The following is a 12,552-nucleotide window of genomic DNA, read 5'->3' as shown; positions in this document are numbered from 1 at the left end:
AAACAAAATTCTCCACTTTCTATCATGTTTTTACCACATGACATATATTATAAATTTACTTTTTGGGCTACTTACTGATCTTTATCTTCTTTGCACTGCTGAAACTTCCATAAATTTTTGCTCCTGTGGAATCTTTCTTATAAGCACGCACTTTGACATAATATGTCTTGCCTTTTGAAAGTTTGCTTACCATTGTCACCGATATTGTTGATCGCTGAAATAACACTTCTTACTTCATTTGCCTGTCCCTGTATGGAAAATGTATAATCCATACCATCTACTTTTGTATCATTATTACCTTTACGAACAGTATTTTCATGTCCATCGCCATCCTCTAAACTTGTTGCCCAGGATGTCTCTGCTACCATTACTTTTTTGTCATAAGTATCAGCAATATTCTTTAAAGTACTGGTAAGATTGTCAAGTGTTCCATGCCAGTATGGATAATAAGAAGATGCAAATACATCATAGCTTACATCATATGTATTCAGATTTTTTGCATAAGTTGCATAGTTTGCGCTTTTTTCCGGATTTGCAAAATGAACAGCAACTAAGATATTCTTCCCTTTTGCCTCTCCTGCTGCATGAACCGCATCTGCACCGGCATCAAAGATCCTGCACATGTTTTCCCATGTACTCTCACCACAGACACCGTTGTTTGTCTCATTTCCAACCTGAACCATTCCAACATCAACACCTGCATCTAACAGTTCTGTAATGCTCGCTGTTGTATAATCAGATACAGCTGTCACTTTCTGATCGATCGTATAATCTGCCCAGGCTTTCGGTGCCTTCTGTTTTCCCGGATCTGCCCAGAAATCAGAATAATGGAAATCAATTAACACCTTCATGCCTGCGTCGGTTGCCCATTTTCCGATTTTCTTTGCTTTTGCAAGATCGTTATTTCCACCACCGTATCCTTTTCCATTGCTGTCATATGGATCATTCCACACACGGATACGCACATAGTTGACACCTGCTTCTTTTAACTGGCTGAAGAACTCCTGATCACCTATCACGTTACCGTTCCAGTCTTTGAATGTCACTCCGCTGTCTATTAAGCTGACATAAGATGACACATCCACACCTTTGATAAAATCATCGCTCAGTCCATCTACTTTCTGTACAAAAATACCATCAGCTCCGGTATCAACGATGCCTGCATCAACCAGTGCATCTTTTGCAGCCTGCAGGACTGTTTTAGCTTCTGTTAATTCCTCTACGGTTTTGTTGTCTTTATCCCCATAAACTGCTTTTGCTGATGTAAGCGCTGTCTGTAATGCACTCCAGGTATCTGAAGTGTAATCTGACTCTGTCAGGGCTTCACAGGCTGTGATAAGGGTATTTAAAGCCTCTGCTGCTTCGGTTTTTTCCTCTCCATCAGACAGATTTTTTGTTAATGTAATGTCATCTACATCGAACCAGTATCCGGCACCTAATGTACCTGCAATTTTAATAATAATACTTCCGCTTTCATCTACTACTATATTTTCAACCTTAAACGTCGACCAGTTATTCCAGCCATTTTCCGTACTTAATACTGTACTCTCGTCTCCCGCATAAAACTTTAAATCTGCAGTTTTATCATTTGCTCCATCTATACTTAACATAGCGGTATAATTTCCTGCTGAAAGTCCCGTAATCTCCTGAGACATAACAAACTCGGCTTCGTTTTCCGACCAAATGTTGATATAACCCGTCGTATTATTTGTCATACCTGTGTCTGTACCTTTTTTTAAGTTTGGCGAATAATCGCCACCACCCAACAAAAATGTCCATCCAGATGCATCTGTCTCAAAATCTCCATTTGTTATCAGATTACTGCTGCTTGCAGTTTTTACATTCTCCGTACTTTCCTCTGTCTCTTCCACACTCACAGAAACTGTCTCTTCGCTTCCTGCTGCCCAGACATCCGTTGTCCCGGCACTTGTCACAATCAATGTCGCTGCCAGTGCCGCTGCCAGCATGCGCTTTACCATCCCACTTTTCATTATTTTTCCTCCCTCAACATCTTGCTTGCGCAACGCTGTTGTTCCTATGCTCTGAAAGAAATTTCATTTTCCCAGTTTTAACAACATTTCTCGTTTTTTTCTCTGCGCAACCGTTTGTTCATATTGCTATTATATATGCCACATATAACTTGCACAATAGACACAAATCATAGAATTTGCATGCACTTTTTGTGCACTTTGTCTTTATATTGCATTTTATTCATATTATTTTTGTGCTTTTATAAAATATTTTTCTATAAATCCACGCACAATTTTTGCGCAACAGCGTTCGGCTTTTTACTATACTTTTCCATTTTATCAGCAGGATTTTCTGTTTATTTACTTTATTCATAATTATTTTCAATAAATTCGTTGTTTTTCGTTTGCATAGGTATATAATGGAAGAAAAACGCAAAGGAGCATACGGTTATGAAAAACAAAAGAAAACAGATTTCCAATGAAATCTCAATCCGCATTCTGTCGGTCGTTATCACAATATTCGTCATTTTCTCTATTGTAGTTGCGATCATGATCGGGAACATCAGCTTGTCCTCACAAAAAGACGAACTGGAACTACAGTCAAAAGCTGCCTCATATCAGCTTGAAACCTTTTTTAAAAAGTACACAACTACCGCGGAACAGATGGCTCTCAATCCCGATATACGGGAAATCCTGACTGAAACTAAATCCGGCGATTCCATTAAAGAAGCCACCCTTTATCAGGATGTATTTAAAGAGCTGCAGAGTCATCAGGCAACAGACAGTGAAAACATTCTTGCTGCCTGGATCGGTGATATTGATGCTAATGTTCTGACCCAGTCAGACGGCTATACCAGTGACAGTTCTTTTGATATCACGCAAAGAGACTGGTATCAGGTAACACAAACCGGTAAAAGTATGCTCACCAACGCTTACACAGATGTCAGCACAGGCAAATTAATTTTAAGCGCCGCCGCACCCGTATACGATCCTTCCGGAAAAAATGTTGTCGGTGTTGCCGGATTGGATATTGCCTTAGACCATATCAACGAATTATTTTTCTCCTACACAGTAGGTGATAATGGTTTTGTAATTCTTTTAACATCTGACGGAACCATCATTTACCATCCAAATACAGATTATCAGTTAAAAACTCTTACTGAGATTGGTGTAAGTGATAATGTAGTCAATGCTCTTGGAGGTGGAAATACCGCAGTAAAATATACCATTGGAAATAAATCAAGATATGGATATATTGTAGACATTACAGATACCGATTATTTTGTTTTAAGCTGTCTGCCATCCAGTGAATATTTTTCCAGCCTCACCATATGCATGGTTATTATGCTTGTACTGATTGTCATCGGTATTGCAGCCACTGTCATTGCCATCCGCAAAGTCGCTTCTGCTATTACAAAACCGATCAGTACATTAAATGATGTTGCACAGGAACTTGCCAAAGGAAACCTTGATGTATCCCTTAAGATTCACTCTGACAATGAAATCGGCGAACTGTCTGACTCCATCCAGTTAACGGTAGACCGCCTGAAGGAATACATTAATTACATTAATGAGATTACCTATGCCTTAAACCGTTTAGCAGATGGAAAGTTAAAATTTACACTGAAATATGATTATGCCGGAGATTTTTCAAAAGTAAAAGAAGGTCTTATCAATATTTCTGAATCCATGCAAAACATCATGACTGATATTATCAACACTTCCAGTCAGGTGTCTGCCGGTTCTGAGGATCTTGCCAAAGCAGCACAAAGTATTGCGGAAGGCGCCACCACACAATCGGCTTCCGTAGAAGAACTTGTTGCCACCACAACTGCTGTTACCGATCAGGTAAAAGAAAATACTGCTGCTGCACAGGTTGCGGCTGATGAAACATTAAAAGTAACTGATATGATGCGAAACAGCAAAGATCAGATGTCACTAATGACAGAAGCAATGAATAAGATCACACAGACCTCCAATGAGGTTGTCGGCATCATTAAGACAATTGAAGATATCGCAGACCAGACAAATCTGTTAGCATTAAATGCTTCCATTGAAGCTGCACGGGCAGGTGAAGCCGGAAAAGGATTTGCTGTTGTTGCCTCCGAGATAGGTTCTTTAGCCGAGGAAAGCTCCAAAGCAGCCAATACGACCAAAGATCTCATCGGTATTTCCATTAACGAAATTGAACATGGAAACCAGATTGTAAATGACGTCGTCACTTCCATTCAGGAAGTCATGGAGGCTGTTCAGAAAGTAAATGAAATGATTTCAAAGAGTTCCGAAACTTATGTCCAGCAGGAGCAGAGCATGGAACAGCTTGAGATTGGTATTGAAGAAATTTCTAAAGGAGTGGAAGACAACTCTGCCGCTGCCGAAGAAACTTCTGCCACATCGGAAGAGCTTGCCGCTCAGGCTACTACGCTAGAGCAGCTTGTACAGAGATTTGACCTGACCAACGAGGAATAACACGCTGATCTAACGCCGGAACAGTTAAAAAATCCCCTGTAACCAGCAATACAAATATAGCAGGTTGCAGGGGATTTCTTCTATTCAATGTAAATTCTATTCACTGTGAATTTTATTCGTTGCGAATTTATTCGTTGCGAATTTATTCGTTGCGAATTTATTCGCATACGTATGGCATTAATGCAACGTGACGGGCTCTCTTAATAGCTACTGTAAGAGCTCTCTGGTGTTTTGCACAGTTGCCAGTGATACGACGAGGAAGAATTTTTCCTCTCTCAGAGATGTATCTCTTTAATTTGTTTGTATCTTTGTAATCGATTACGTTATCTTTTCCACAGAAAACGCAAACTTTTTTTCTTCTATGCATCGGGCGTCTCTTCATTGGTGCGCCATCTTTGTCTGCTGCTTTATTGAAAGCCATGATAATTACCTCCTGTTGTTATGATCTCCATTAGTTAAATGGTAACTCTTCATCAATTCCATCCGGAATATTCATGAAGCCATCACCTGCTGCACTGCTCGGTGACGGTCTGTCGGAAGGGTTAAAACCGGAGTTATCTCCGCCGCCGCTGGCATTTTTGCTCTCTGCAAATTCTACATTTTCAGCAACAACGTCCGTCGTGTAAACACGCTGTCCGTCTTTGTTGGTGTAGCTGCCAGTCTGAATACGACCTTCCAGAACGAATTTTGTTCCCTTACGTCCGAATCTCTCCAAAAACTCTGCTGTTCTGCCAAATGCAACACAGTTGATAAAATCTGTATTCTGATCATCTCCGTCACGACGGAAACGGCGATCTACTGCAAGTGAAAATCTTGCGATCGCAGTAGCACTCTCGCCCTGAGAATAACGGATCTCTGCGTCTCTGGTTAATCTTCCCATAAGAATAACTTTGTTCATATACGATTCCTCTCTTCTATCAAACAAACCGTTGTCAGTTCAAAGAATCTTATTTCTCGTCTTTTCTTACTACTAAGAAACGAAGAACATTGTCCATGATGCGGACATCGCGCTCAACTTCTGCCGGAACAGTAGATGCAGCGTCGAACTGGATGAAATAATAGAAAGCTTCTGACATCTTCTGGATCTCATATGCTAATTTCTTCTTACCAGCCTCTTCTACTTCTGTTACGTTACCACCGGCACGAGTGATGTACTCTTTTGCCTTCTCTACGGTAGCTGTTCTCGCATCGTCTTCGATCTTTGCACTAACAACAAGCGCTAATTCATACTTATTCATGCGAATTTTCCTCCTTTTGGTCTCTGGCCCGCTCTTATATGAGTGAGCAAGGAATTTAATAATATATCACGAAGATATATTTTATCATAAAAATCAATAGTTTGCAAGAACTTTTTACTCAGCTTCCTTGCTTAGCTTCCTTTTTGCGGATTTCTCTGGTATTTTTCTCCACAAGTTTTCTTGCGATCATGATCTGGTGCCCGCAGCCTAAGCATTTCAACCTGAAATCTGCACCCACGCGCAGGATCTCCCATTCACTGCTGCCGCACGGATGCTGCTTTTTCAACCGCACCACATCACCAACTTCATATTTATCCATAAATCCTCTCTATTCTCCTATACTATTTATTCTGCGAGCAATTTGCTGCATCAATTGCGATCACAAGCATCATTCCAAGCAGTTCATCGCCCGGATTGGTAAAATCGATCACATACGTATCACCCCAGTGGAGTAATTGTTTTGAAATATGAATAATGGAACTGCAGCCGGAATATACATCATAATCCCAGCCAAGGAAATCTCCCTCCACACGCCATCCATTAAAATCAATATCATATTTCGGCTGGAACAGGGTAAACTGTTTTTCGATCTGTCCTCTTTTGATCCCACCTGTTTCAATTTCAAAGACCGGAAGAAGATTAAACAGCTTCTGACGGATCATTCCAACCTCAACATGTGCCGCATCATAGACATGGATCTGATGTCCAAGTGCAAACACCTCTGCCCTGACAAAATACCGTACATTGCCCTCCTCATCATAGACATCATAAGTATCTGACCATGAAAACACTCTCTGTTTTATCAGTAAACGCATACCTTCTCCTTTTTAGATGTTTAAAATAGTACTTACTCTGTTTACCGGATCTGTGAAAACACCTCACCAAGCCCTGCCTGGATTAAAAGATCTGCTCTGCCATCCATCGGTGTTGTAGATTTATTGATAAGCACCAGCTTGTTTCCCCGGTAATAGTCGATCAATCCTGCAGCCGGATATACTGCCAGCGAAGTTCCACCAATGATAAGCACATCTGCATGGCTGATATAAAATACAGCATCCTCTAAGGTCTGCTGGTTCAAGCCCTCTTCATAAAGCACCACATCCGGTTTGATCTTACCTCCACACGCATCACACAGCGGAATCTCTGTACCGGATTTTAAAATATATTCCGCATCAAATCCTTTTCCACACTTCTGACAGTAATTGCGATGCACGCTGCCATGCAGCTCTAAAACACGCCTGCTTCCTGCCATCTGATGCAGTCCGTCAATGTTCTGTGTGATGACGGCTTTTACCTTGCCCGCAGCCTCTAACTCTGCAAGTTTCTGGTGTGTCACATTTGGTTTTGCATCAAGACATAGCATCTTATCACGGTAAAAACGGTAAAATTCTTCTGTATGTCTCATATAAAAGGTATGACTTAATATCGTCTCCGGTGGATAATCATATTTCTGATTATAGAGTCCATCCACACTCCTGAAGTCAGGGATGCCACTTTCGGTAGAAACGCCTGCTCCCCCGAAAAATACAATATTATCTGACTCCTGTACCATTTCTAAGAACTTTTCTATATTTGACATGATCAATCCTTTCTCAGGACAAACTGTCCCACCAGTTCATTTAAAGACACTGCTTGTGCAGACAGCTCCTCACTGGTTGCAGATGATTCCTGTGCTGCTGCAGAATTTGACTGAACCACCTCTGAGATCTGGTTTACCCCTGATTCTGCCTGTTCCATCGCTCTTGCCTGCTCTGCCGACTGTTCGCTTAACATCTTTGATTCCTCAGCGATCTCTTTGATTCCTTCAACTACTTCCTCTAATGCCGCAGAAGCGCTTTCTGCCGCCTTATTCCCCTCTGCGATCTCCTGCAGGGAACCTTCGATCAGCTGGCGGGTATCAACTGCTGACTGCGCACTCTGCTCTGCCAGTTTCCTGATCTGGTCCGCAACAACCGCAAATCCTTTTCCCGCTTCCCCTGCACGGGCAGCTTCGATCGCTGCATTTAAGGATAACAGATTCGTCTGGCTTGCAATATCTTCGATATCAGAAATAATATTTTCGATTTTGGTTGATGTCTCATTGATCCGTCCCATAGCATCCGTCAAAGCCGTCATCTGTTCGCGGCTGTTATCTGCCTGCTTTGCATACTGGCTTGCTTTCTGGTGTGATGCCTCAAGCTTTTCTGCCGTGGCATTGACATTGTCCGTAATGTTCGTGATCGTTGCCGTCAGTTCTTCCACGGAACCTGCCTGGTCTGTTGCCCCTTCTGCCAGTGCCTGTGCAGATTCTGCCAGATTTTCAGAACCAGCAGAAACCTGTTTTGAAGCATCTTCAACCTGCTGTAACGTACTGTTCATCTGACGGTTCATCTTTCTTATGGCATCTTTTAAGGCTGCAAATTTTCCGACATATTTATTTTCGATCCTGGTTCCGACAGCATAATTACCAGCCGCCATTTCTCCTAACAGCTCCCCTGCATCCGTAATAATCAGGTTCAGATTATGCGCCATCTGTTCTGCTTCTAAGATCATCTCTTTGATCTCGTCATCTGCCTCACTCTCCGGGAACGGACTGTCAAGATCACCTTCTGCAAATGATTTCAGACGTTCTGCCAAAGCTGTCAGAGGCTTTTCTATATCTACAGCTATCGTGTTTCCGATACGGATGGAAATCACAATACAGACCACGATCACCGCTATGATCACGATCATAAATATGAGCTCCATATTATGTAATGATGCCTTTGATGCATCACCCTTTTGTACATTCAGATCCATCAGTGTTGCCAGATCCTGATAAATTTTGTCATACTGTGGTGAGAGTTCACCGGTGTCGATTTCCTGTGCTTTTAAATAACCATCATCCGAAGATGATGTTGCAAGCTCTAAAACTTCTGCATCAATATCCCAATAGCCGTCCAGATCCGTAACTAACGTATTATATGCCTCTTTTGCCTGTGGGAAAACCATGGTACTTTCTATGTCTTTCAGATATGTTTCAAAGGCTTCCTTTTTCTGATCATGCAGCGATACCTGTGCCTCGATCATGTCCTCCTCATCATATCCAACAACAGCACGCAGGGCGCTTCTCGTCTCTGAAAATGTAACCATTGCCTTACCGATATCTCCCTGCGAAAATCCATAATTAGTCATCGCATATTCATATCGGCCAGACGCGACCAGCATTGCAATAATTCCAAGCACTGTTGCGATCGTCGCAATGCCTGTTACCATTTTAAATCCGGTATTTAACCGCTTTTTTATCTTCATGTCTTTCAGCTTTTGCATAACCGTTCACCTTCCCTTTTGTAATATACCTTTAACATGTATAATTTTAGTATATTTTCGATACATTTTCAAGGTTTGCCACCCACGATACTGCTAAATTTTATCATCAAAAAACAGTAGTCTAGCAATCTGCTTTCTGCAGCTCTAAACTACTGTTTTTTAGTTGCGGGAACAGGATTTGAACCTGTGACCTTCGGGTTATGAGCCCGACGAGCTTCCAGACTGCTCCATCCCGCGATATTTCAACAGAACAAATGCCCTGTTCGTTTACATAACATTATTATAGACCTTTTTTTCTTTTTGTCAAATCATTCCTGCCAGCACTACGCTCGCAGCCATTCCGGCTGCCGTAGCAGCCAGCGCTCCTGCAAGCGTATAGCGGCTCTTTTTGATTTTTACACTCATAAAGTAAACAGACATGGTATAAAAAATTGTCTCCGTGCTTCCGAGCATGATCGACGCCATCCGCCCCAGCAGCGAATCCGTCCCATACTCCTTATAAATATCTAAAAGCAGACCTGTTGCCGCCGAAGATGAAAACATTTTCACAACAGCAAGCGGAAGCAGTTCGGACGGGAATCCGATCTTTTCTGTGAAAATAGCACATACATTTGAAAAACATTCCAGAAATCCGGACGCACGCAGGATTCCAACAGCAACCATCAGTCCGATCAGTGTTGGCATGATCCCTATGACTGTTTCAAATCCGTCTTTCGCTCCCTCGATAAACTCTTCGTAGATATTGTGCCTGCACAACAGCCCATATCCGATAATCAAAAAAATCAGAAGTGGTATCATGATATCGGATAAAAACATCATTATCTGCATAGGACACTTCCCGAAGCTGCTGTTAGTTTATTATATGTATCAGCGATTCACATTATTCATGCGATTTTCGCGCCAGACGTTCATAATCCTCCTGTGGCATTGGTTTTGCGAAATAATATCCCTGAATATAATTACAGCCAAGTCTCTTTAGCATCTGTACCTGTTTCTTTTCTTCAACGCCTTCTGCAATGACCGGCATATCCAGCGCTTTTGCCATCTGGATAACTGCCGCTAAGATCTTTTCTCCGCGCCCATCATCTTTGCCTTTGGAAAGAAACTTCATATCAATTTTCAGTACATCCAGATCAATGTCCTTTAACACGTTCAAAGATGAATATCCGCTTCCAAAATCATCCATCAGAATTGTAAATCCTGCCTTGTGCAGATAATTCACCGCATTTAAGATGACATTTTCCGTATCGGAAAAAACACTCTCCGTCAGTTCTAAGTGCAGGTACTCCGGTGGTATCCGGTATTTTTCCACAAGATTGACCAGTGACTCTAAAAAATTGGGGTCATAAAGGTTGACACGGGAAACATTCACAGAGATCGGATCCGGCTTACGTCCTGCTCTTAACGCCGTTGCAATAAGCTGGCAGACCTGATCCCACACATAATAATCAAGTTTTATAATAAAACCGTTCTTCTCGAAAACAGGTATAAACTCTCCCGGTGAAACCATCGTCCCATCCGTTTTTTTCCAGCGTACAAGTGCTTCCGCGCCACGCGGCGTATAACCATCTAACTCATACTTCGGCTGAAAATAAACGACAAACTGTTTTTCCTCAAGTGCCGTATCCATTTCGTTTATGATCTGCTGCTCCCGCTGCATCTCTTTTCCCATCTGTTCCGTGTAGAGTGCCTCATGATGCATATACTGCCCCTTGCATTCCTGTGCTGCAATTACAGCATGCTCATAGATTGCCGATACCTCCATCTCCTTGTCCCGGATAATATAACATCCCGCCGACGTCTCAAGATAACAGCGCAGCTCCCCGTTTTTCTTCACCTGTTCCCGGATCTTCTGGGCGATCAGCAGTGCATCCTGTTCTTTTTCTACCGCAACACAGATTCCAAAAACATCGGAATTTAATCTGCCATAAGTATACGTCTTATATGCACTGAGTACACCGCAGATATTGTGCGCCATACATCTTAACAGACGGTCTCCTTCTGCCGCACCATAGAAAGAATTGATCATTTTAAACCGGTCAATATCCAGCCGGATAAATGCAAATGTCTCATCCTTACTGTCATCCAGCATCTCCCTCGTCTTCTGGTAAAACATCTGACGGTTATAAATTCCTGTCAGGGAATCATACTCTAAAAAGTGCTGTTTGCTCCTTTTGATAGCGTTCATGACACGAAACCAGATGATCTCCCGGTGGAATGACTTCGGTATAAAATCCCATACCCCATACTCCAGACAGCGTTTTTCATTTTCCACATTGTCTTCCGTTGTCGCAATGACGATCGGAATATACTTATATTCGCTGTGTTTTTTGAATTCCTCCAGGAAAGCAAATCCATCCATTACAGGCATAATAAGATCCAGTATAATTGCCGCTACCGAAAGTCCTTTATCCTTTTTCAGATACTCCAGTGCCTTTTTCCCGTCTTCTGACTCTACGATCTGATAAGCTTTACGGAAAATATCAGCCAGGGACTGCCTGTTGAGCTTATTATCATCTACAATCAAGATCTTATTTTTTTTCATTGGTATCCCTCACTTTCTCTGAGGATTTGTCTTACACATAAATCTATTCTCATTATAATGTCTTTTATCAAATAGTACAACGAATTATTTGTCAGATTTTGTAAATATTTTGTCTGATTTTACAAAAAATAATCGCAGTCAGTGTACTGCATGTTGTCGCGATCAGTGCCGGGCCGACGATCTGCGCCGGATTCACACTTCCATACTGACTGCGGTAGGCAATAATGTTTACCGGTATGATCTGAAGGGATGAAATATTGATGATCAAAAAATCACACATCTCGCTGCTGGCGGTCCGCTCTCCTTTTTTTGTTTTTTCATCTGAAAATGCTTTATTTCCACGCTCTTTTTCTAATTCTGCCAGCGCCTCCATCGCTTTTAATCCGGCTGGTGTTGCCGCCCATCCCAGTCCGAATATATTTGCAATCATATTGGTAGCAATATATTTATTTGCCGGATGATCTTTTGGAATATCCGGGAACAGAAAATACAGCACCGGCGCAAGACGCCTTGACAATCCTGCAATGATACCTGTTTTTTCAGCGATTTTCATCAGTCCAACCCAGAAAGACATCACTCCCATCATGGTAATACAGAGTGTTACCGCCTCTTTTGCCGAGTCAAGCGCTGCCTGCGTAACCGCCGGAAGTGTGCCGTGAAATGCGGCAAATACAACGCCTGTCAAGATCATAAATGCCCAGAGATAATTCATATGTACCTCTCCGGTTTTTCTTTTATTTTATGGTCAGAATGCATCATATATGTATTGCAAAATTGCAATGCAATTCTGCAACGCAATTCTGCAACGCAATTTTGCAATGCAATTTTGTCATGTCATCTTTCCATGCACTTCTTCATCCAACAATTTTTCGGTTATTTTTTCTTTAGATCAACATATATATCACTAACACTCTGGATCTTAAACTGAGGTATTTTATCTTGACATGTTTTTCTGATATTTTTCACCGGTTTCCGCGCTTATACCGGATAGCCACACTTTTTCTCGTTCTGCTCATATTTATCCCCACCGTGTTATCCGGTG

Annotated in this window: 12 protein-coding genes and 1 tRNA gene; 1 reads left to right on the top strand and 12 read right to left on the bottom strand. The window is 41.9% G+C overall.

The genetic code is table 11. The annotated features are described in order from the left end of the window. Positions 1-137 precede the first annotated feature (137 nt). A complete protein-coding gene (locus DW650_RS09655; protein WP_118209777.1) occupies positions 138-1,991 on the bottom strand; it encodes a glycosyl hydrolase 53 family protein in 1,854 nt (617 codons plus the stop codon). A 429-nt stretch (positions 1,992-2,420) separates the two neighbouring features. Here DW650_RS09655 and DW650_RS09650 point away from each other — a divergent pair, with 429 nt between their 5' ends. Next, a complete protein-coding gene (locus DW650_RS09650) occupies positions 2,421-4,439 on the top strand; it encodes a methyl-accepting chemotaxis protein (protein ID WP_118209776.1) in 2,019 nt (672 codons plus the stop codon). A 157-nt stretch (positions 4,440-4,596) separates the two neighbouring features. Here DW650_RS09650 and rpsR read toward each other — a convergent pair whose 3' ends face one another. The 11 genes from rpsR to DW650_RS09595 all read right to left on the bottom strand — a co-directional run bounded on the left by rpsR (position 4,597) and on the right by DW650_RS09595 (position 12,222). Then, positions 4,597-4,860, bottom strand: a complete 264-nt coding sequence (gene rpsR, locus DW650_RS09645; RefSeq protein WP_006856617.1) for a 30S ribosomal protein S18 — start codon at positions 4,858-4,860, stop codon at positions 4,597-4,599. Positions 4,861-4,890: 30 nt separating this feature from the next. Then, positions 4,891-5,337: a single-stranded DNA-binding protein gene (locus tag DW650_RS09640; protein ID WP_006856616.1), complete on the bottom strand. Its 447-nt coding sequence runs from the start codon at positions 5,335-5,337 to the stop codon at positions 4,891-4,893. 49 nt (positions 5,338-5,386) lie between these two features. Continuing rightward, positions 5,387-5,677 carry a 30S ribosomal protein S6 gene (gene rpsF, locus DW650_RS09635; RefSeq protein WP_006856615.1) on the bottom strand — a complete coding sequence of 97 codons (291 nt, stop codon included), beginning with the start codon at positions 5,675-5,677 and terminating at the stop codon, positions 5,387-5,389. A 118-nt stretch (positions 5,678-5,795) separates the two neighbouring features. After that, positions 5,796-5,996 carry a DUF951 domain-containing protein gene (locus DW650_RS09630; protein ID WP_117920538.1) on the bottom strand — a complete coding sequence of 67 codons (201 nt, stop codon included), beginning with the start codon at positions 5,994-5,996 and terminating at the stop codon, positions 5,796-5,798. 22 nt (positions 5,997-6,018) lie between these two features. After that, positions 6,019-6,492, bottom strand: coding sequence for an LURP-one-related/scramblase family protein (locus DW650_RS09625; protein ID WP_118209775.1), 474 nt, complete (start codon positions 6,490-6,492; stop codon positions 6,019-6,021). 41 nt (positions 6,493-6,533) lie between these two features. Next, positions 6,534-7,256, bottom strand: coding sequence for an NAD-dependent protein deacylase (locus DW650_RS09620; protein ID WP_015521784.1), 723 nt, complete (start codon positions 7,254-7,256; stop codon positions 6,534-6,536). A 2-nt stretch (positions 7,257-7,258) separates the two neighbouring features. After that, positions 7,259-8,965 (bottom strand): methyl-accepting chemotaxis protein, encoded by a 1,707-nt coding sequence (locus tag DW650_RS09615; RefSeq protein WP_118209774.1) that lies wholly within the window; start codon positions 8,963-8,965, stop codon positions 7,259-7,261. 163 nt (positions 8,966-9,128) lie between these two features. Beyond that, positions 9,129-9,202, bottom strand: a tRNA-Met gene (locus DW650_RS09610). A gap of 66 nt (positions 9,203-9,268) precedes the next feature. After that, a complete protein-coding gene (locus DW650_RS09605) occupies positions 9,269-9,793 on the bottom strand; it encodes a spore maturation protein (RefSeq protein WP_006856611.1) in 525 nt (174 codons plus the stop codon). Positions 9,794-9,845: 52 nt separating this feature from the next. Beyond that, positions 9,846-11,510 carry a two-component system response regulator gene (locus tag DW650_RS09600; protein ID WP_118209773.1) on the bottom strand — a complete coding sequence of 555 codons (1,665 nt, stop codon included), beginning with the start codon at positions 11,508-11,510 and terminating at the stop codon, positions 9,846-9,848. A 91-nt stretch (positions 11,511-11,601) separates the two neighbouring features. Next, positions 11,602-12,222: a nucleoside recognition protein gene (locus tag DW650_RS09595; RefSeq protein WP_118209772.1), complete on the bottom strand. Its 621-nt coding sequence runs from the start codon at positions 12,220-12,222 to the stop codon at positions 11,602-11,604. Between the last annotated feature and the right edge of the window lie 330 nt (positions 12,223-12,552).

Origin of the sequence: Roseburia sp. AM23-20 (assembly GCF_003470905.1) — a bacterium.
In the GTDB taxonomy this organism is placed as follows: domain Bacteria; phylum Bacillota; class Clostridia; order Lachnospirales; family Lachnospiraceae; genus Roseburia; species Roseburia rectibacter.
The sequence above is the reverse complement of the archived record's forward strand: the minus strand, read 5'-3'. Positions and strand labels throughout refer to the sequence as shown.